Consider the following 19,268-nt stretch of genomic DNA (forward strand, 5'->3'; position numbering starts at 1 on the left):
CCTTATGCCTACCCACGAAAAGCCTCGCTTGTCGTGATGCCTTCATCCAACCACCCTGGGAACGTGACAAACATGAGCGTTACCCTCTCCGCCACCTTGGCGGCAAACGAAGACATCGACCGAAGACGGCGCGCCGGGGAACGCGTGCTCCACCTCGCCTTCGGCGAGGCAGGGCTGCCCGTCCACCCGGCGCTGCGCGACAGGCTGGCCGCCGCATCAGAACGCAACGGCTACGGGCCGGTGGCGGGGGCGTCCGAGCTCAGGACGGCGGCGGCGGGCTACTGGACACGACGGGGGCTCATCACCGACCCCGAACTGGTCGTCTGCGGGCCGGGCAGCAAGTCGCTGCTGTACGGCCTGCTCCTGGCGATCGGCGGGGACATCGTCCTGCCCATGCCCAGCTGGGTCAGCTACGCCGCGCAGGCCGATCTGGTGGGCTCGCGCCCCATCCTGGTGCCCGCACCACCAGGAGAGGGCGGAGCGCCCGACCCCGACCTCGTGGCCGCCGAGGTGCGCCGCGCCAGGGCCCAGGGCAGGACCGTGAGCTCGCTGCTGGTCACGCTGCCCGACAACCCGACGGGCCGCCTGGCCGGGCGGGAGACCATCGGCCGCCTGGCGGAGATCGCCCGCGAGCTCGATCTGATGATCATCTCGGACGAGATCTACCGGGACATCATCCACGACCCTGACGTGCCGTACACCTCACCTGCCGACCTCGCGCCCGAGCGCACGGTCATCACCACCGGGCTGAGCAAGAGCCTGGCGCTGGGCGGCTGGCGGATCGGCGTGGCCAGGCTGCCCGCGGGCGCCCACGCGCTGCGCAGGAGCCTGCTCGCGGTGGCCAGCGAGATCTGGTCCGCCCCGGCGGCCCCCGTGCAGGAGGCGGCGGCGTACGCCTTCGGCGAGCCCCCGGAGCTGACCGACCGCATCGCGCGCAGTCGCAGGCTGCACGGCGCGGTCGCGAGGGCCGTGCACGAGAGGTTCGCCGAGATCGGCGCCGTCGCGGCCCCGCCTCAGGGCGGCTTCTACCTCTACCCCGACCTGAGCCATCTGCGGCTCGGCGGCTCCGCCGAGATCACCAAGATCCTGCTGGAGGAGCACGGCATCGGCGTCCTGCCGGGACACGCCTTCGGCGACGACCCGGCGGCGGCCAGGGTACGGGTCGCGGTGAGCCTGCTCTACGGCGACACCCCCGAAGATCGACTGACCGCCCTGAACAGCGAAGATCCCCTCCAACTCCCCTGGATCGCCGACAATCTGGACCATCTGTCGACGGGCCTGAAGGGGCTGGCCCTCATGCGGCACGGCGCCGTGCGTGAACGGCATCCCGCGTTCGTGCCGACGCCATGTCACAGTTAGGCGAATCTTTCCCCAAGCGCCGGTTTACCGTCCCCCAAAAGGGGCGCCTGACCTGCAGAAACACCCTATCTGCAGAAACCTGCAAAAGATCTTCCTGAGAGCATGGTTACGTGCACGCCTCGTTCCCCTCATCATGTGCACATGCCCGCTCTTGTCACCTTGTCCGGGCGCTCCGTGCGCCTGGAACCTCTCAGCCTCGCGGTGATCGACGACCTCGTCGCCGCGGCGAGTGAAGACCGCTCCACTTACGCCTTCACTCGTGTCCCGGATGGCCGGGACGAGATGGTCTCCTATGTGGAGGCCGCCATGGCTGAGCAGGCGGAGGGCCGCTGTTTGCCCTTCGCCATCCGGTGGCTGAACACCGACCGCGTGGTCGGTGCCACCCGTCTCATGCACCTGGAGTACTGGCAGGGCCCCATGCCCTGGCCACCGGGTACGCGTGGTGCGGTGGGCGAGATCCCGTCCGTGGCGGACATCGGTTACACCTGGCTGGGCGCGAGCGCCCAGGGCACGGGTGTCAACCGCGAGAGCAAGTTCCTGATGCTCTCGCACGCCTTCGAGACATGGAACGTCCACCGCATCACTCTCAAGGCAGACGTACGCAACACCAGATCCCGGGCCGCCATCGAGGCCCTCGGCGCACACTTCGACGGGGTGCGGCGAGCGGATAGCCGAGGCGCCGACAACACGGTCCGAGATACCGCGTTCTACTCGATCCTGAGCTCCGAATGGCCGCTCGTGCGCGAGCGGCTGGCCCTGCGCCTCGGACTGGTCGAGGCAGCCTGAGAACCCGTCCACCACGGCCCCGCCCCAGAAACTTTGGGCGGGGCCGTATTTTTTCCTGCCTGCGGCTGCTCTACATGACACGCCCCCGCGGTGTGAGTCATGCCTGGCCGATCCTCAGCATCCAGGGGCGCGTTCAACACCAGATCAAAGACGGATCAACAGCACATTTCCGGTCAGTTCGGAATATAGGTGGGCAAACGAGTTGGATCTATCATTTGGTCACAAAACGATCCATTGGCGGGGAGACAGACGGCATGGCTGGTCAGAGCGTTGAGGGCGGGCTGAGGTTCGCCGTGCTCGGTCCTGTCCGCGCGTGGCGTGACGGCCAGGAGCTCGATCTGGGCACTCCCCTGCAGCGTTCCATTCTCGGCATGCTGCTCCTGCGCGAGGGCCATGCGGTCACCCCCAACGAGATGATCGACGCGGTGTGGGGCGAGGAGGCGCCGCCGCGGGCCCTCGGCGCGCTGCGCACCTACGTCTCCAGGCTCCGCACGGTGCTCGAGCCCGACAGGCCCGCCCGGTCCCGCCCGGAGCTGCTCACGTCCATCGGCAGGGGCTACGCGCTGCGACTGCCCGACGGCTCGCTCGACCTGGTCCGCTTCGAACGCGGGGTCCGGGAGGCCGAGAGCGCGCGCAAGGCCGGCCGGCTCTCCGAGGCCGCCAAGGCCCTGCGGGCCGCGCTGTCGCTGTTCGAGGGTGAGCCGCTGGCCGGCACCGTCGGCCCGTACGCCGAGCACCAGCGCGACCGGCTGATCGAGCGCCGCATCAGCGTCGTCGAGACGCTCATGGACGTGGACCTCGAGCTGGGCAACCATGCCAAGATCGTGTCGGAGCTGATCGCGCTGACCGCGGACCACCCGCTGCGCGAGAAGCTGCGCGCCCAGCTCATGCTGGCCTACTACCGGTGCGGGCGGCAGGGCGACGCCCTCCACGTCTTCACGGAGACGCGCGAGGCGCTGATCGACGAGCTGGGCATCGAGCCGGGCCCCGAGCTGGCCGCGCTGCACCAGCGCATCCTGGCCGCCGACCCCACGCTGGCCGCGCCCGCGCCGGCCGACTCCGCCGCCGCCGAGGAGGAGCCCGCCGATGCCGAGGAGCCGCGGCCGGCGCCCCAGCTGCCGCGCCCCGCACAGCTGCCCGCCGCGGTCAGCGACTTCACCGGCCGCCAGGAGCTCGCCGTACGGCTGCGCAGGCTGCTGTCCGGGCAGTCCGCGTCGCAGTCGTCACCCGAGGGCGTGCCGCTGGTGTCGATCTCCGGCATCGGCGGCGTCGGCAAGACCGCGCTCGCCGTGCACGTCGCCCACCTGGCCGGTGACCTCTATCCCGACGGGCAGCTCTACGCCGACCTGCGCGGCTACACCGACGAGCCGACCGCGCCCGAGTCGGCGCTCGGCGGCTTCCTGCGCGCACTCGGCATCCCGCCGGACGTCATCCCCGCGGGGCTGCAGGAGCGTTCCGCCCTCTACCGGTCGATCCTGGCCGAGCGCCGCATCCTCGTCCTGCTGGACAACGCCCGCGACGCCGAGCAGGTCAGCCCGCTGCTGCCGGGCTCGGCCGGGTGCGCGACGATCGTGACGAGCCGCGGCAAGCTGGCCGATCTGCCCTCCGCCCGGCTGATCGATCTCGACGTGATGGAGCCGGGCGAGGCGCTGGCGCTGTTCGCGTCGGTCGCCGGGGCGGAGCGCGTGTCGGCCGAGCACGGCGCGGCCATGGACGTGGTGGCGGCCTGCGGGTTCCTCCCACTGGCGGTGCGGATCGTGGCCTCCAGGCTGGCCGCGCGCCCCTCCTGGACGATCTCCTCGCTGGCGCCCAGGCTGGCCGACGAGCAGCGCCGCCTCGACGAGCTCCGCGTGGGCCACCTGGCCGTCGAGGCCACTTTCGCGCTCGGTTACGGGCATCTGGCTCCGGCGCAGGCACGCGCGTTCCGCCTGCTCTCGCTGCTCAACGGGCCCGACGTCTCCACGGGCGCGGCGGCCGCCGTGCTGGCGGTGAGCGAGTTCGAGGCGGAGTCCGTACTGGAGTCCCTGGTGGACGCGAGCCTCCTGGAGGCCCCCGCGCCGGGCCGCTACCGCTTCCACGACCTGCTCAGGCTGTTCGCCAGGCGCGAGCTGAACAAGAGCGAGCGGCCCCAGGCCAAGACGCTGGCGCTGCGCCGGCTGCTCGGCTTCTACCTGGCCTCGGCCAGGTCCGCGCATCGGCTGGCCTACGAGGGCAGCATGATCCCCGGCAATCTCGTGGTGATCGGCAGCGGGCGCGCCTTCGGCACCGCCGAAGAGGCCGTGGCCTGGCTGATCTCCGAGGGCGACTCGCTCTTCGCCACCATCAACCAGGCCGCCGCCGCGGCCCGCACCGCCGAGCAGCTCCTGCCCGCCGCCGACCTCCTGCTGGCGATGGAGCCGCTGCTGGAGTCGGGCACGCACACGCGCGAGTTCGGCCACGCCACCCGTGCCGTGCTGGCCGCCGCGCGGGAGCTCGGCGACGCGGCGAGCGAGCTGCGCGTCCGGTACGTGCTGGGCCGGGTCCTGTTCGCCGGCAACCGGCTGAAGGAGGCCGAGGAGCACTTCAGGATCGTGTACGAGCTCTCCGCGGCCCGCGGCGAGCAGATCGTCACCGGCGAGGTGCTCAACGCCCTGGCCGTCGTCGTCGGCAGGCAGCGCCGCCACACGGAGGCGCTCGAGCTGTTCGAGTCCGCGAAGCGGTTCTACCGGGAGAACGCCGTGCCGGCCGGCGAAGCGCTCGTGCTCAGCTACTCCGCCCGCGACCATCTGGGCCTGGGCCGTCCCGAGGACGCGATCGCCGCGGCCGAGAGGGGCCTGGCCATCTTCACCGAGATCGGCAGCGGCGCCGGCACTGCCCGCGCCCGCTACCACCTCGGCATCGTGCTGTCCCGGGTGGGCCGGCTCACCGAGGCCGTCCACCACCACGCCGAGTGCCTGGCCTTCTTCCGGGCCGGCAAGCAGCGGGTCTGGGAGCAGCGGGTCTGCTCCAGGCTGGCGGAGACGTTCATCGCCGCCGAGCGCTACCCCGACGCCGTGCGCCACGCCGAGCAGGCCCTGGTGGTCTCCCGCGAGATCGGCCACCCCTACGGCGAGGCGCTGTCGCTCACCGTGCTCGGCAAGGCCCTGCACGGTCTGGGCAGCGCCACGAGGAGCCTGGACTGCCTACGGCAGGCCTACGACATCTTCTCCCGGCTCGGCGCTCCCGAAGCCGGGGACCTCAAGGTCCTGATCGACGCCATCCCCGTGGCCGACGCCGTCACCGAGCCCGCCGTCGTCGAGTCCTGAGTACAGCTCGTCGTCCAGTCGTGTCATCCACACATGGTTGATCAAGGCTGTCCTTCGTCACGAGTGTGATGCAGCCCGGCCGGTCATCTTCGACCGCCACCCGTCGCTAGGGGGCCCGGTCATCCGGATGCTCCGTGTAGCGGTCAGCCGCCTCACACCAGACGACCGGCCGGACCGGACACGGCCCTCGAACCCCCCGGGGTCCGTGTCCTGGTCCTGAGCCTCCACGCTGGGCGTCAACGTCGAATCAACGGCGGATTAAAGCAGGAAATAACCCTCGGCTATGAGGGGCCGGACCGCGTCGGCGTCGGGGATCTCGCCGTCGCCGACCAGCTCGGCGATCACGTTGAGCAGCGGGCCGAGCGCCAGCTCGCCGTCGCACACGCCGGCCAGCGCGGCCTCCACCGTGCCGACCTCCCGGCTGCGGCGCAAACCCTGCGTCTGGCGCAGCACGATGCGGATGGGGTCCTCCGCGCCAGGCAGTCCGATGCGCTCGTCCAGCAGGCCGTCGGCAGTGCGCAGGTGGGCCTTCCCCAGCTCCTTGGCCCGGTGGGCGGCGGCGATGGCGTCGATCACGGAGTCCACGTAGTCGCCGACCGGGAGCGCGACCTGGTGGTCCAGGTGCTCGACGCGTACGACCGGGTCGAGCGTGCCGGAGTTGCGCATGGTGATCCAGCCGAACCCGACGCCTTCGACCTTGCGCTCCTCGAACCAGGCCAGCCAGCGGTCATAGTGCTCGGTGTAGCCCTTGGTGCCCTGCTCGGCGGCGTCCCTGAGCCAGAGCTCGACGTACTCGGCCGGGTCCTGCACGTCACGCTGGACCACCCACGCGTCGCAGCCGGTCTCGCGCAGCCAGCCGCCCACGCGCTCGCGCCAGTCCTCGCCCTCGACGTGCAGCCAGTTGGCCAGAAAGTGGGCCTGTCCGCCGGGGTTGAGATGGCGGGGCGTGCGGCGGACGAGGTCGCGGCAGAAGCCGTCGCCGCCCGCCTCGCGATAGGTCAGCTCGCCCGTGGGCCCGATGACGAACGGCGGGTTGCTCACGACCAGGTCGAAGAGCTCGTCCTCGACCGGCTCGAACATGGACCCCGTACGCGCGTCCACGCCGGAGACGCCGGACAGCTCCCAGCTCAGCCTGGCCAGCTTCACGGCCCGCGGGTTGACGTCGGTGGCCACGATCTGCTCGGCCCGCCCCGCCAGGTGCAGCACCTGCACCCCGCACCCGGTGCCCAGGTCGAGCGCGCGGCCCACCGGGCGGCGGGTGACGAGCTGGGCCAGGTTGGCCGAGGCGCCGCCCGTGCCGACGACGTGGTCGGGCCGGAGCGCCGGGTCGCCGGGCCGCACCTTGCGGTCGGAGACCACGTAGCCGCCGGTCTCCCAGGGCTGGAGGTGCACGGTCGCCCTCACCTGGTCGCCGTCGGCGCTGACCAGCCCGGAGTCGAGGACCTCCGGCGGGACGGAGCCGGCCGGGACCGGAACGCCGAGCCACCACAACCTGATCAAGGTGGCCAGGGGATCGCCGTCAGCGGTCGCCCGCAGGGCCGGGACCAGCTCCTCCCGGGCCAGCGCCGAGGCGGCCACGCCGCCCAGCCGATCGCGTACGCCGTCGATGGTGTAACCGGTCTCCAAGAGGTGATGGCGTAGTCGTTCCACAGGTCCATCTTTTCACTGCGGACGCCTGAGCCCGATCTTGTCACTCCACGTGCCCATACTGTTACGCAAATGGCCAAGCGTTCTGCAAGCGGCGGACAAGCGGATAGCGGTATCTCTAGGGAAGTAACCACGTCGTCCCGAGGAGCGGACCATGCTGATCCCCTGCTTGGCTTGCGAGTCCCGGTTCGGGCCCGACGAATACTTCAGCGCCTGCTCCGACTACAACCGCGGCCTGGACCTCGTGTCCTGGACGTGCCCGCACTGCGGCAACCGCGACGACCTCCGCGTGCTTCCGGACGAGCTGGGATTCGGCTATCCGCATCGAGGGCGGTTCGACGTGCATGCCCGGGTGCGCGTGCCCGGCCTGCGCCGGCACCGCGGCGACCTGCGGCTGGACATCTCGCTCGACCGGGCGAGCTGGCACGTCTCCACCCCGCTCCGGCCGGTCGGCGTGCCGGTGCGCCTCACTGCTGGCGGAGGCTCTGCCAGGCGGCGGCGCCCAGCCCTTTGATCTCCTCTTCCGTGGGCGTGTGCGCGCCCGCGAACCACAGGCGGCACATCTCCTGCGCCGGACCCAGCCACAGCACGTAGCACATGGTCGGATGGACGGGCTGGAGCAGGCCGTTCTTCATGTGCGGCCGCCACCAGTCGGACACCTGGCGGAAGAACGCGCGCCTGGCCTCGGCCACCTCCGCGCCGCCCGGCTCGTGCTTGCGCGGGGGCCGCTCGCTGACCAGCAGCCGGGCCTTCTCCGGGTGCTCGCCGGCCCAGCGCATGTGGAAGGCCACGACGGCCTCGATGCCGTCGCGGGCCTCCTGGTGGCCGACGAGCTCGGCGAGGAAGGCGTCCTGGTACGTGGTGAGGATCTCGGCGTACAGCACGCCGAAGACGTGCTCCTTGCTGGCGAAGTGGTGGTAGAAGCTGCCGACGCTGACGCCGCTCTCCTCGCGGAGGCTGGCCAGCGTGGTGGCCGACACCCCGTCCTGGCTGAAGCGGCGGAGGGCACCCTCGATGATGCGGGTCCGGCCGTCGCGTCCGTTCTTGGCACTCTTCACGCTGTCAATGGTGTGCCAACAGAACCTTGTTCCGCAAATAGACCGGCTGTATCGATCATAGCGGTCACCTCCACCGTTCCGGAGCAGACCGTCATCCGGGCGTCGGGCCAGAGCCTGCGGACCAGCCTGAGCACGCGCCGGTTCTCGCCCAGCACGTCCATGCCCACGGTCCGCGCGCCCCGCACGGAGGCCCGCAGCAGCAGCGTGTCGATCAGCCGGGGCCCGATCCCCTGCCCCTGCCACCGGTCGGCCACGACCACAGCGATCTCGACGTCGGCGTAGCCACCCTTGAAGCTCATCGCGTGGCCGACGATCTCGCCGTCTTCCCTGGTGGCGACGAGCGCGTCGCGGCGCTCGTCCATCGCGAGGAGCGCGCGCACCAGTGCGGGGGCCGGAGTGCTGATGCCCGTGAAGAACCGGAGCGTCTGCGTGTGCAGCGACAGCCCGGCCAGGAAGCGCCTGATCCGCTCCTCGTCGCCGGCGCGTGCGGGGCGGATCTGAGTTCCCTGCATGGACCCAGACTCCCAGTCGAAGCTGAGTCTGTCAATTGAACTCAGGTATAATACAAAGATGAACGTTCCCTTCCGGGTGGACTTCCGGGTGAACAACTGCTCGATCGAGCGCACCCTGGACATCGTCGGGGAGAAGTGGACCTTCCTGGTGCTGCGTGAGGCGTTCAGCGGCGTGCGGAGGTTCGCCGACATGCAGGCGATCACCGGCGCCCCCCGCCAGGTGCTCAGCGCCCGGCTGGCCCGGCTGGTCGACGAGGGCCTGCTGCGCAAGGAGCCCTACCGCGAGCCGGGCCAGCGGCAGCGCGACGAATACCGGCTCACCGAGAAGGGGCGCGACCTCTATCCGCTGCTGGTCGCGCTCATGCACTGGGGCGACAAATACCTGGCCGACGAGGAGGGTCCGCCGGTGGTGCTCACCCACCGCGACTGCGGCGCCCCCATCGAGCAGTACTTCCGGTGCGGCGAGGGCCACGAGGTGGGCGGGCCGCGCGAGGTGACCCCGGTGCCGGGGTCGGGAGCCGAGCTCAGCAGCGCATAGGCGCGTGCGGGGGCACCCCACCCGATGCCTAGTCTTGAGAGCGTGTACCGGTTCCTGCTGACGCCCAGGTGGCTTGCGCTCCATGTGGTGGTGCTGCTGGTCATCCCCGCCTTCGTGTTCCTCGGGCGGTGGCAGTTCGGGCGCTTCGAGGAGCGATCGGCCAACAGCGAGCGGGTCACCGCCAACATCGAGGCCGCGCCCGTGCCGCTGGAGAAGCTGGCGCTCCCCGGGCAGCGCGTCCGCGAGGACGACCGGTTCAGGAGGGTCGAGGTCACGGGCACGTACGACCCGGCCCACGCGCTGCTCGTACGCCGCCGCCCCCAGGAGGGGCAGAACGGCTTCTACGTCCTGACGCCCCTCGTCACCGGCAACGGCACGGCGGTGATCGTGAACCGGGGCTGGGTCAAGGCAGGCGCCACCGCCGACGCCGCCCCCGAGGTGCCCCCACCGTCCACCGGGCAGGTAACTGTCACCGGACGGCTACGGCTCAGCGAGACCGAGGAGTCCAGCGGTATCAGGGAGCGCTCCGGGCTGCCGCCCGGCCAGGTGCTGCTGATCAACGCCGACAAGATCGGGCAGGGGCTGCCGTACCGGCTCGTGGGCGGCTACGTGGAGCTGACCGAGCAGTCGCCCAAGCCCACCGCGGCGCCGGCGCCGGTGCCCGAGCCGGACGTGGGCGCCGGAGGCGGGCTCAACCTGGCGTATGGGATCCAGTGGTGGCTGTTCATCGGCATCGCCGTGGCCGGGTGGATTCTGCTGATCCGGCGCGAGGTGGCCGAGCGGAAGGCCGGGGAGGACTCCAAGGAGTCCGTGACCGCCGCCAATTAAGGTATTGAGGGTGATCCGCCACATTGAGTTCGCCAGCATCCGTAATTTTCGCGACGTAGGTGGATATGCCACCCAGGACGGGCGCACCGTCAGGTGGCAGCGGCTCTACCGGGCCGACTCGCTCGGCTGGCTGGCCGGGGACGACCTCACGACCTTCCGCGGGCTACGCGTCCGCATGGTCATCGACCTGCGCCATCCGTTCGAGATCGAGAAGGCGGGACGAGCCCCGGAGAGCGAGGGGCAGCTCTACCAGAACCTCCCTATCGAGGGACGCCGCTGGGACATGTCGGTGTACAGCGACGAGATCGGCGTGGGGAGATATCTCGCCGACCGCTATCTGGAGATGAGCGAGGACCGCCTCGACAACCTCAGGACCGCGCTGGAGGCGATCGCGCGGGCCGAGAACGCCCCCGTGGTGATCCACTGCGCCGCCGGCAAGGACCGCACCGGCGTGCTCGCCGCCCTGGTCCTCTCGCTGGCGGGCGTCAGCGAGGACGACATCGTGGCCGACTATGCGCTCACCGGGCTGGCCACCGAGGCTTTCATCGCCGATTGGCGCAGAAGGCACCCCGACGCGCCCATGTGGCCGGGATTCGGGCTCGCGCCCGCCGAGGCCATGCGCTTCTTCCTCACCGACCTGACGGCGCGGCACGGCTCGATCGAGAGGTACGTCACACAGGTCCTGAACGTCTCCCCCGCCACCATCGCCGAATTGCGCGACCATCTGCTGACTGAACCCGGCTCGGACGGGTAGTGGCAGGCCGGGTCCCGCCTGCTGCGTCCCGGCAAAGGGGCCCAACCCGGGCCTGGGACCGCCCGCCATCCCCCTCCCGGCGGTCCCGGGTCAAAAATCTTGGATACCCAACGGATACGTCGCAGCTTGTTCGACGTTATCCCCTCGTCGTACGGTTACCTGCGTGACTACGCCGCTGCTCCCCGACCCTGACCCGAGGCGGCGCGACTACGTGATCATCTCCGCCGACGATCACCTGATCGAGCCTCCCGACCTCTTCGAAGGCCGGTTGCCGGAGAAATATGCCGACGTCGCGCCCAAGGTCGTGGAGACGGAGGCCGGGCACCAGGTCTGGCGCTACGGCGGGGCCACCTACCCGTGCGCCGGCATCGACGTGGGCGCCGGGCTGCCCCGCGAGCAGCGCACGCTCGAGCCGATCAGGTTCGAGCACATGCGCCCCGGCTGCCACGACATCGAGGCCCGCATCCAGGACATGGACGTCGCGGGCATCTGGGCCGCGCTGTGCTTCCCCGGCATGCTGGCCGGGCAGTCCGGCATGCCGTTCGCCAGGACCCGCGACCAGGAGCTCGGGCTCGCCCTGGTCAAGGCGTGGAACGACTGGCACATCGACGTCTGGGCGGGCACCTATCCCGAGCGCATCATCGGCCTGCAGCTCCCCTGGCTGCCCGATCCCGACGTGGCCGCCAAGGAGATCCGCGCCAACGCCGCCCGCGGCTTCAAGGCCGTCGTCTTCCCCGAGTTCCCGACCCGGCTCCGGCTGCCGTCGATCCACACCGGCCACTGGGACCCGTTCTTCGCCGCCTGCGAGGAGACCGGCACGGTCATCGCCCTGCACGCGGGCGACTCGTCGTGGTCGCCCGTCCCCTCGCCCGACACGCCCATCGAGGCCATCACCACGATGATGCCGACCACTGCCATGTTCGCCTGCGCCGACTGGCTCTGGTCCGGGGTGCCGCTGCGCTTCCCCTCGCTGCGCATCCTCATCGTCGAGGGCGGCGTGGGCTGGCTGCCGATGCTGGCCGAGCGCGCCGACTACGCCCTCGACCACCCGGTCGCCGGTGAGGCGTCGTGGGAGGGCGGGCTCAAGCCGAGCGAGGTGCTGCGCCGCAACTTCTTCTTCGGCACGCTCGACGACCACGCGCTGTCAGGCGTGCGGCTCGCGGTCGGCCTCGACCATGTGCTGCAGGAGAGCGGCTACCCGCACTCCGACTCGACCTGGCCGGACACGCAGAAGTCCGTGGCCCGCAACCTCGGCTCGCTCCCGCCCGCCGACATCGCCAGGGTCGCCTACGGCAACGCGGCCCGCCTCTTCGGCCACCCGCTGCCCTCACGTGCCTGGCTGCGGATGGAGGAGATCTAAGCCTCCTCCTCCACGAGCCGCGCCTGGATGACGCGCCGCTCGTGCTCGACGTACCGCCCGCTCTCGCCGAGCAGCGCGGCGGCGAGCCACAGGAACACGCCGAAGTCGTCGGCCACGCCGATCAACATCAGGAAGTCGGGCACCACGTCGATGGGCGACAGGATGTAGACCACCCCGAGCCCGAGCAGGGCGAGCTTGCCCTTGCCCATGCCGTCGTACTGCCCGCGCATGACCGCGCCGACCATCCGCGGAATCGCCCTGACCCTGGTCATCAGGCTGGGCGAGCCTGGCTTCGTCACCTCGCGGTACGTCCGCCACGCCGCCGCTGCCCGTGCTGCCTTCGCCATCATGGGACCCCCCTACCCCCGACCTCTCACGACATAACGCGTCGGCGGGGCCACGAGTTCCTGACGGTCAGCGCATCGCCGCGTGCTCGAACGGCCTGACCAGCTCGATCTGCGCGGCCACTCTGATCAGCAGGTCCTCCCTCCCCGCCGGCGCCACGAGCTGCACGCCCACCGGCAGGCCCGCCTCGGTCGTGTGCAGGGGCAGCGAGATGGCCGGCTGCCCGGTCGCGTTGATCGGCGAGGTGTACGCCACGGCGTGCCCGGTCCTGCCGAACGCGGTGCTGAGGTCGTCCGGCGGGATCCAGCCCACCGGGAACGGCGAGACGCCCAGCGAGGGCATCAGCAGCAGGTCGTTGCCCTCGGCCCACCACGTGGCCATGCGGCGGCGGAAGTCGTCCATCCACTGGGTGGCCAGGATGTGGTCGGCCGCGCTGTGCTTGTGCGCCGCCGCAAGCATGGCGGCGTTGCGTGGCTCCAGCTCCTCCGGCCGCACGGGCTTGCCGCGCAGCTCGCCCAGGCTCGCCACGTGCGCGGCCAGGTTGTTCGCGACGACGGCGCCGAACTGCTGGGCGAAAAGGGGCTCCCCGAGCGCCCTGGGGCCGCCGGGCACGACGTCGTGACCGAGCGACTCCAGCAGCGCGGCCGCCCTGGTGACGGCCTCGGTCAGCTCGGGCGCCTCCGGCACGGCCCCGTTCGGATGCCTGGTGACGAACCCGACCCGGAGCCGCCCCGGCTCCCTGCCCACCTCGGCGGCCAGCGGCCCCGGCAGAGCGGGGGCGTCGTACGGGTCGCCCGGGTACATGCCGGACACGACGTCGAGCGCCGCCGCCGTGTCACGCACGCTCCTGCTGACGAATCCCGCGCACGAGAACCCGCTCCACCCCTCGCCCATGGCCGGCCCGGCGCTCACGCGCCCGCGCGTCGGCTTGAGCCCCACCAGGCCGCACAGGGACGCCGGGATACGGATCGAGCCACCCCCGTCGCTCGCGGTGGCCAGCGCCACCATCCCGGCCGCCACGGCCGCCGCCGACCCCCCGCTCGAACCGCCCGGCGAGTACGCGGGGTCGTACGGGTTACGCGTGGGCCCGAACGCCACCGGCTCCGTGGTGATCGTGCTGCCGAACTCGGGGGTGTTCGTCCGCCCGAGCATGACGAACCCGGCCTCGCGCAGCCGCACGACGCCGTACCCGTCCACGCCGGGCTCGATGCCGTCGCGCACGTGCGAGCCCGCGCTGTACGGCTCGCCCGCCTGCCGCCAGCCGAGGTCCTTGAGCAGGATCGGCACCCCGCGGAACGGCGCCTCCTCCGGGATGGAGTCGATCTCGGCCAGCGCCCGCTCGAACCGGCGGTGGATGACCGCGTTCAGCCCGCCGTCGTGGGCCTCGATGTGCGCGATGGCGGCCTCGGCCAGCTCCCGCGCCGACACCTGCCCGTCCCTGACCGCCTGGGCCTGGCCGACCGCGTCCAGCCTGAGTACGTCGTCCATGCCACGCTCCTACGCCTTGGGGGCCAGCTCCCGCACGGCCTGCTCGATGGAGACCTCTCCGACCGGGATGGGCGCGAGAACAGGGGTGTCGAGCCCGCTGTCCACGTACTGCCGGATCCGCGCGCGGCAGGTGGCCGCGTCGCCGTGCACGATCAGGGCGTCGACCACCTCGTCGGGGATGGCCTTGAGCGCCGCCTGCCGGTCGCCGGCCCGCCATGCCTCGTGCATGGGACGCAGCACCTCGCCCCGGCCGAGCCAGTCGTGGAAGGCCGCGTACACCGGGACGGTCAGGTAACCCGCCAGCATCCACCTGGCCATCTCGCGTACCCGGTCGGCGTCCTCGCTCACGCAGACGAACAGGCGGGCGATCAGCTCCGTGCCCGCGCCGATCTCGGCGCGCACCTTGCGCACGTCGTCGGGCGAGAGCCAGTTCGTGATCGCGCCGTCGGCCTCCTCGGCGGCCAGCCGGAGCATCCTGGGCCGGAGCGCGGCCAGCACGATCCTGGGCGGGATCTCCGGGGCCCGTTCCAGCTTGAACCCCTTGACCTCGAACGTCTCGTACGCCTCCGAGACCTTCTCCCCCGCCAGCGCCTTCTTCAGGAAGCGCAGCGTGTCACGCGTGCGCGCGTACGGCCGCTCGAACCGCCCCGCGTTCCACCGCTCCACGATCGCCGGCGAGGACGCGCCGATGCCCAGCACGAACCGCCCGGGCGCCAGATCGGCCAGCGTGGCCGCGGACATGGCCAGCAGCCCCGGACCGCGCGTCGAGACGGGCACGATGGCGCTGCCCAGCCTGAGCCCAGGAGCCCACTGCGCGGCCATGGCCAGCGGCACGAACCCGTCGGCCCCGTTGACCTCGGCGGACCACGCGTCGGTGTAACCGAGCCCCGGCAGCTCCGCGATCAACTCCCGCGACCTGGACAGCGAGCGATCGGAGAACGGGATCGTCATGCCCCAGTTCTGACTCATCCACGCACCGTACCAACCGACCGGTATGTGGTTCTAGGCACGCAGCTCGTGGACCGCCGCGATGAAGTCCTTGGTGATCCCCCGCAAACCAGGCAGATGCGACAACCCGACCAGCCGGTCCACCAGCGGCACCGTCACCTCGATCAGGCGGTACGTACGCTCGCACCCCGGCGAGGTGTCGTGCACCCAGAACAGCACCATGCCCATGGAGAGCAGCCAGAGCAGCTCGGGCAGCTCCTCGCGCAGCTCGGCGTTCATCCGGTCGCGCGACCCCTCGACGACCTGACGGTAGATCGCGATGGAGGCCTCGCGGGCGGGTGACGACTGCTTGCTGAACGGGCTCAGCGGGTTGGTCGGCTCCGCCGCGTGCTTGTAGAACTTGACGGCGAACTCGTGGTAGGGCTCGGACACGCGTACCCACTCGCGTAGCACGCCGCTCAGCCTGGCCGCGAACGATCTCTCGGTGGCCAGGAACTCCTTGCAGGCCGCCTCGTGCTCGGCCTGGGCGCGGTCGTAGTACGCCTGGATCAACGCCTCCTTGCTCTCGAAGTAGTAGTAGGCGTTGCCCACGGACACCCCGGCCTCGGCGGCGATGGCACGCATTGTGGTCGCGTCGAAGCCGCGCTCCCTGAACAACCGCAATGCCGTCTCGACGATGACCTCTCGGGTGCTCTCCGATCCTCGGTTTCGGGCTTCGGACACGTTCGTCACTTTACGTCGTGATGGGGCACCGAGCAGAAAACCCGCTCATCTGCCTGCCGCCCCTCCGTTGCGTCGGGCCAGGGCCATAGCGGCAGCCCAATTTAGCAGGTTTCCCGGTCCAAGGTCATGGAGGCGCACGGTGATCGCCGCCACAAGGCAAAGTTGCGACCGCGGCATGAGTTATCTCCTGTGAATGGTGGGATTGTCGTTTGTGGCGGAAGGGCTATTTCCGCGAAAAGGCATCGACATGTGGATACGTGGAACAGTGCGCCTCACAGTGGTCGCACTCCTCGGCGTTGAGATCTCCATAATCGCGCTGGCCTCGGCCGCTTCAGCCGCTTCCCACCCCGGAGGGTCGCCGGTGCCGAGCAGCCACGACAGGGCCGCACCCACCGACTGGGACTACGAGCTCGGGTTCCGTCCGGACAGCTCGTGGGCCCGCGAATGGCTCATGACGGGCAGCAACGACGTTGTGGACCTCCTGGACCGGCCGATGACCGAATCGGCCGGCCCGCAGGACCGCACGGCGGTGGAGCCCGAGGCCGGGCAGCGGCCGCCGCGCCCTCCGGCCGCCGAGCCCGCCGCAGGGCGCGTACGCGTCCGGACGGCTCGAATATCCAAGGCGCATCCGCGCCTGCCCCGCAAGAACGCCCGTGTCGACCTGACGCGGGTCCTGCCCCGGCAAGGGGCCATGCAGATGACCCACGCCATCGCCAGCGGCTGGCTGAAGAGCGGGGGCGTGCGGACGAAGTCGAGCGGCAACTGTACGAGCAAGTACGTACACCGCTGCACCTCGCTCGACTCGGTACGGACCGGGACGATCGCCGGGATCATGGAGCTGAAGCGCGAGAGCAAGTGCCCGATCATGGTCACGGGAGGCACGGAAGCAGGCCACGCTCCCGGGGTGTACAGCCACGGGAACGGCTACAAGCTCGACATCTCCCACAACAGCTGCGTGGACCCGTACATCACGAAAAACTACGCCAAGGCCGGAGTGCGCAGCGACGGCGCGCCACTGTACCGCTCGGACTCAGGCACGATCTTCGCCGACGAGAGCAGCCACTGGGACATCCTCTTCCGGTGAGGGCTGCTCGTCCACAGTACCGGTTCGGGCTCTCACCGGCGGGACGCCACGCCTGCGAGCCGGCCGGTCGGTCACCGCGGCCGTAGGACGGCGGGTGGGTCACCGCGGCCGTAGGACGGCAGGTCGGTCACCACGGCCGTAAGACGGCGGACGCCGCGCAGGAAGCACGGCGTCACACCATCTGACGGACCGGACTACAGCTCGGCCGCGACCAGCTCGGCGATCTCCGCCGCGTTGAGCGCCGCGCCCTTGCGCAGGTTGTCCCCGCACACGAACAGGTCGAGCGTGTTGGGGAAGTCGATCGCCTGCCGGATGCGGCCCACGTAGGTCGGGTCGTTGCCCACGACGTCGAGCGGCGTCGGGAAGACACCGTTGGCCGGGTCGTCCATGAGGACCACCGTCGGCGCCGCCTCGAGGACGCGGTGCGCGTCGGCGACCGTGATCTCGCGCTCGAACCGCGCGTGCACGGCCAGCGAGTGGGTCGTGACCACCGGCACGCGCACGCAGGTCGCGGAGACCTTCAGGTCGGGGATGCCGAGGATCTTGCGGGACTCGTTGCGGAGCTTGAGCTCCTCCGAGGCCCAGCCGCCGTCCTTGTAGGAGCCCGCCCACGGCACCACGTTGAACGCGATGGGCGCGGGGAACGGCGACTCCTCGGGCAGCTTGTTGGCCAGCACCTTGCGTACGTCGCCGGCCGCCTGCCCGACCGTGCGGTCGCCGGCCAGCGCCTCGACCTCGTCGTAGAGCCGCGCGGAGCCCGCCACACCGGCGCCCGACACCGCCTGGTAGGAGGCGACGACCAGCTCGGTGAGGGTGTACTCGGCGTGCAGGGCCCCCATGGCCGCCATCATCGACAGCGTCGTGCAGTTGGGGGTCGAGATGATGTTGCGCGGCCGGTTGCGGGCGTCGAGCGGGTTGACCTCGGGCACGACCAGCGGCACGTCCGGCTCCATGCGGAACGTGCCCGACTTGTCGATCGCGATCGCGCCGCGCTCGGCCGCGATCGGCACCCACACCGCCGACACCTCGTCGGGCACGTCGAAGATGGCCACGTCGATGCCGTCGAAGACCTCGGGGGCGAGGGCCTGGACCACGACGTCCTCACCGCGTACCTGGAGCACCTTGCCCGCCGAGCGCGGCGAGGCGACGAGACGGATCTCGCCCCAGATGTCCTCACGGGACGACACGATGTCGCGCATGACGGTGCCGACGGCACCGGTCGCGCCGATCAGGGCGAGATTGGGCCTGTTGCTCATCGTCCGGAACCTCCATACACCACGGCTTCGACCTGGTCGGCGTCGAGCGAGAACGCGCGGTGGGCGGCCGCCACGGCCGCGTCGACGCCGTCCTGCCCGACGACCACTGAGATGCGGATCTCCGAAGTGGAGATCATCTCGATGTTGACCCCCGCGTCGGCGAGGGCCGCGAAGAACGTCGCCGTGACGCCGGGGTGCGAGCGCATGCCCGCGCCGATCAGCGACACCTTCCCGATCTGGTCGTCGAAGAGCAGCGACTCGTAGCCGATCTGGGCCTGGATCTTCTTCAGCGACCCCAGCGCCGTCTGGGCGTCGGCCGTGGGCAGCGTGAAGGAGATGTCCGTGCGGCCCGTGGCCGCGGCCGAGACGTTCTGCACGATCATGTCAATGTTGATCTCGGCGTCGGCCAGCGTTTTGAAGATCGAGGCAGCCTCTCCGACCTTGTCGGGGACCCCGACAACAGTGATCTTGGCCTCGCTCCGGTCGTGTGCGACGCCGGAGATGATCGGCTGCTCCATCTCGGTTCCTTCGGTGTAAGGGTCGGAGACGACCCACGTGCCTTCCTTGGTGCTGAACGAGCTGCGGACGTGAATCGGCAGGTCGAACCGGCGCGCGTATTCGACGCAGCGCAGGTGCAGGATCTTCGCGCCGCAGGCGGCCATCTCCATCATCTCGTCGTAGGAGATCCTGGGGATCTGCCGCGCCGCCGGCACGATGCGCGGGTCGGCGGTGAACACGCCGTCGACGTCGGTGTAGATCTCGCACACGTCGGCCTGCAGGGCCGCCGCCAGCGCCACCGCCGTGGTGTCGGAGCCGCCGCGGCCCAGCGTGGTGATGTCCTTGGTGTCCTGCGAGACACCCTGGAACCCGGCCACGATCGCGATGCGGCCCTGGTCGATCGCCTCACGGATGCGGCTGGGCGTCACGTCGATGATGCGTGCCTTGCCGTGGGTGGAGTCGGTGATCACACCTGCCTGCGAGCCGGTGAACGAACGGGCCTCGTGGCCAAGGTTGGCGATCGCCATCGCCAGCAGGGCCATCGAGATGCGCTCGCCCGAGGTCAGCAGCATGTCGAGCTCGCGGCCCGGAGGCAGCGGCGACACCTGCTCGGCCAGGTCGAGCAGCTCGTCCGTCGTGTCGCCCATGGCGGAGACGATCACGACCACGTCGTTGCCGGCTTTTTTCGTCGCGACGATCCGCTGCGCGACCCGCTTGATGCAGGACGCGTCGGCGACGGACGAACCACCGTACTTTTGCACAACGAGCGCCACGAGAGTCTCCCGGTTTGGACTGTGAGC

Annotated in this window: 18 protein-coding genes; 9 read left to right on the forward strand and 9 right to left on the reverse strand. The window is 70.6% G+C overall.

Annotated elements, in window-relative coordinates:
- Positions 1 to 72: 72 nt before the first annotated feature.
- The 3 genes from AB0H84_RS30360 to AB0H84_RS30370 all read left to right on the forward strand — a co-directional run bounded on the left by AB0H84_RS30360 (position 73) and on the right by AB0H84_RS30370 (position 5,429).
- Positions 73 to 1,359, forward strand: coding sequence for a pyridoxal phosphate-dependent aminotransferase (locus tag AB0H84_RS30360; protein WP_357611521.1), 1,287 nt, complete (start codon positions 73 to 75; stop codon positions 1,357 to 1,359).
- A 141-nt stretch (positions 1,360 to 1,500) separates the two neighbouring features.
- Positions 1,501 to 2,145 carry a GNAT family protein gene (locus AB0H84_RS30365; protein WP_357611524.1) on the forward strand — a complete coding sequence of 215 codons (645 nt, stop codon included), beginning with the start codon at positions 1,501 to 1,503 and terminating at the stop codon, positions 2,143 to 2,145.
- Between the two features lie 254 nt (positions 2,146 to 2,399).
- Entirely contained in the window at positions 2,400 to 5,429 is a 3,030-nt protein-coding gene (locus AB0H84_RS30370) for a BTAD domain-containing putative transcriptional regulator (protein ID WP_357611526.1), read from the forward strand.
- A gap of 258 nt (positions 5,430 to 5,687) precedes the next feature.
- Here the strand turns inward: AB0H84_RS30370 and AB0H84_RS30375 are convergent, their stop codons facing one another.
- Positions 5,688 to 7,079 (reverse strand): methyltransferase, encoded by a 1,392-nt coding sequence (locus AB0H84_RS30375; RefSeq protein WP_357611528.1) that lies wholly within the window; start codon positions 7,077 to 7,079, stop codon positions 5,688 to 5,690.
- Positions 7,080 to 7,230: 151 nt separating this feature from the next.
- Between AB0H84_RS30375 and AB0H84_RS30380 the strand changes: the two genes are divergently transcribed.
- Positions 7,231 to 7,590: a hypothetical protein gene (locus AB0H84_RS30380; protein WP_357611531.1), complete on the forward strand. Its 360-nt coding sequence runs from the start codon at positions 7,231 to 7,233 to the stop codon at positions 7,588 to 7,590.
- On the opposite strand, the gene AB0H84_RS30385 is transcribed toward AB0H84_RS30380, so the two are convergent.
- Both AB0H84_RS30385 and AB0H84_RS30390 read right to left on the reverse strand, forming a co-directional pair.
- Positions 7,544 to 8,134 (reverse strand): TetR/AcrR family transcriptional regulator, encoded by a 591-nt coding sequence (locus tag AB0H84_RS30385; RefSeq protein ID WP_357611534.1) that lies wholly within the window; start codon positions 8,132 to 8,134, stop codon positions 7,544 to 7,546. The two genes, AB0H84_RS30380 and AB0H84_RS30385, sit on opposite strands and share 47 nt — an antisense overlap.
- Complete coding sequence (locus AB0H84_RS30390; protein WP_357611537.1) at positions 8,131 to 8,646, reverse strand: GNAT family N-acetyltransferase; 516 nt, start codon at positions 8,644 to 8,646, stop codon at positions 8,131 to 8,133. The genes AB0H84_RS30385 and AB0H84_RS30390 overlap by 4 nt, the downstream gene beginning before the upstream one ends.
- A 58-nt stretch (positions 8,647 to 8,704) precedes the next feature.
- On the opposite strand from AB0H84_RS30390, the gene AB0H84_RS30395 reads away from it, so the two are divergent.
- From AB0H84_RS30395 to AB0H84_RS30410, 4 genes are all read left to right on the forward strand, one after another.
- The gene (locus AB0H84_RS30395; protein ID WP_357611540.1) at positions 8,705 to 9,184 is read left to right on the forward strand and encodes a helix-turn-helix domain-containing protein; all 480 of its coding nucleotides are present in this window, start codon (positions 8,705 to 8,707) and stop codon (positions 9,182 to 9,184) included.
- Positions 9,185 to 9,226: 42 nt separating this feature from the next.
- Positions 9,227 to 10,012: an SURF1 family protein gene (locus AB0H84_RS30400; RefSeq protein ID WP_357611542.1), complete on the forward strand. Its 786-nt coding sequence runs from the start codon at positions 9,227 to 9,229 to the stop codon at positions 10,010 to 10,012.
- 10 nt (positions 10,013 to 10,022) lie between these two features.
- A complete protein-coding gene (locus AB0H84_RS30405) occupies positions 10,023 to 10,766 on the forward strand; it encodes a tyrosine-protein phosphatase (protein ID WP_357611545.1) in 744 nt (247 codons plus the stop codon).
- Positions 10,767 to 10,929: 163 nt separating this feature from the next.
- Complete coding sequence (locus AB0H84_RS30410; protein WP_357611548.1) at positions 10,930 to 12,126, forward strand: amidohydrolase family protein; 1,197 nt, start codon at positions 10,930 to 10,932, stop codon at positions 12,124 to 12,126.
- Here AB0H84_RS30410 and AB0H84_RS30415 read toward each other — a convergent pair.
- From AB0H84_RS30415 to AB0H84_RS30430, 4 genes are all read right to left on the reverse strand, one after another.
- On the reverse strand, positions 12,123 to 12,476 hold the full coding sequence (locus AB0H84_RS30415) for a YkvA family protein (protein ID WP_357611551.1): 354 nt from the start codon (positions 12,474 to 12,476) through the stop codon (positions 12,123 to 12,125). The two genes, AB0H84_RS30410 and AB0H84_RS30415, sit on opposite strands and share 4 nt — an antisense overlap.
- 64 nt (positions 12,477 to 12,540) lie before the next feature.
- Positions 12,541 to 13,959 carry an amidase gene (locus AB0H84_RS30420; RefSeq protein ID WP_357611554.1) on the reverse strand — a complete coding sequence of 473 codons (1,419 nt, stop codon included), beginning with the start codon at positions 13,957 to 13,959 and terminating at the stop codon, positions 12,541 to 12,543.
- Positions 13,960 to 13,968: 9 nt separating this feature from the next.
- The gene (locus AB0H84_RS30425) at positions 13,969 to 14,928 is read right to left on the reverse strand and encodes an LLM class F420-dependent oxidoreductase (protein ID WP_357611556.1); all 960 of its coding nucleotides are present in this window, start codon (positions 14,926 to 14,928) and stop codon (positions 13,969 to 13,971) included.
- Between the two features lie 33 nt (positions 14,929 to 14,961).
- Complete coding sequence (locus AB0H84_RS30430) at positions 14,962 to 15,630, reverse strand: TetR family transcriptional regulator (RefSeq protein ID WP_357611559.1); 669 nt, start codon at positions 15,628 to 15,630, stop codon at positions 14,962 to 14,964.
- 361 nt (positions 15,631 to 15,991) lie between these two features.
- Between AB0H84_RS30430 and AB0H84_RS30435 the strand changes: the two genes are divergently transcribed.
- On the forward strand, positions 15,992 to 16,714 hold the full coding sequence (locus AB0H84_RS30435; protein WP_357611562.1) for a hypothetical protein: 723 nt from the start codon (positions 15,992 to 15,994) through the stop codon (positions 16,712 to 16,714).
- Positions 16,715 to 16,908: 194 nt separating this feature from the next.
- On the opposite strand, the gene AB0H84_RS30440 is transcribed toward AB0H84_RS30435, so the two are convergent.
- Both AB0H84_RS30440 and AB0H84_RS30445 read right to left on the reverse strand, forming a co-directional pair.
- Complete coding sequence (locus AB0H84_RS30440) at positions 16,909 to 17,970, reverse strand: aspartate-semialdehyde dehydrogenase (protein ID WP_357611565.1); 1,062 nt, start codon at positions 17,968 to 17,970, stop codon at positions 16,909 to 16,911.
- Positions 17,967 to 19,241: an aspartate kinase gene (locus AB0H84_RS30445; protein WP_357611568.1), complete on the reverse strand. Its 1,275-nt coding sequence runs from the start codon at positions 19,239 to 19,241 to the stop codon at positions 17,967 to 17,969. Before AB0H84_RS30445 ends, AB0H84_RS30440 begins: the two co-directional genes overlap by 4 nt.
- Positions 19,242 to 19,268: the final 27 nt, after the last annotated feature.

Origin of the sequence: Nonomuraea sp. NPDC050786 (assembly GCF_040654115.1) — a bacterium.
Taxonomy (GTDB): domain Bacteria; phylum Actinomycetota; class Actinomycetes; order Streptosporangiales; family Streptosporangiaceae; genus Nonomuraea.

What these genes read in the sequence shown, in the direction of transcription:
- AB0H84_RS30360 (WP_357611521.1), top strand. Translation starts at nt 73, where the DNA reads ATGAGCGTTACCCTCTCCGCCACCTTGGCGGCAAACGAAGACATCGAC.
- AB0H84_RS30365 (WP_357611524.1), top strand. Translation starts at nt 1,501, where the DNA reads ATGCCCGCTCTTGTCACCTTGTCCGGGCGCTCCGTGCGCCTGGAACCT.
- AB0H84_RS30370 (WP_357611526.1), top strand. Translation starts at nt 2,400, where the DNA reads ATGGCTGGTCAGAGCGTTGAGGGCGGGCTGAGGTTCGCCGTGCTCGGT.
- AB0H84_RS30380 (WP_357611531.1), top strand. Translation starts at nt 7,231, where the DNA reads ATGCTGATCCCCTGCTTGGCTTGCGAGTCCCGGTTCGGGCCCGACGAA.
- AB0H84_RS30390 (WP_357611537.1), bottom strand. Translation starts at nt 8,646, where the DNA reads ATGCAGGGAACTCAGATCCGCCCCGCACGCGCCGGCGACGAGGAGCGG.
- AB0H84_RS30395 (WP_357611540.1), top strand. Translation starts at nt 8,705, where the DNA reads ATGAACGTTCCCTTCCGGGTGGACTTCCGGGTGAACAACTGCTCGATC.
- AB0H84_RS30415 (WP_357611551.1), bottom strand. Translation starts at nt 12,476, where the DNA reads ATGATGGCGAAGGCAGCACGGGCAGCGGCGGCGTGGCGGACGTACCGC.
- AB0H84_RS30420 (WP_357611554.1), bottom strand. Translation starts at nt 13,959, where the DNA reads ATGGACGACGTACTCAGGCTGGACGCGGTCGGCCAGGCCCAGGCGGTC.
- AB0H84_RS30425 (WP_357611556.1), bottom strand. Translation starts at nt 14,928, where the DNA reads ATGAGTCAGAACTGGGGCATGACGATCCCGTTCTCCGATCGCTCGCTG.
- AB0H84_RS30440 (WP_357611565.1), bottom strand. Translation starts at nt 17,970, where the DNA reads ATGAGCAACAGGCCCAATCTCGCCCTGATCGGCGCGACCGGTGCCGTC.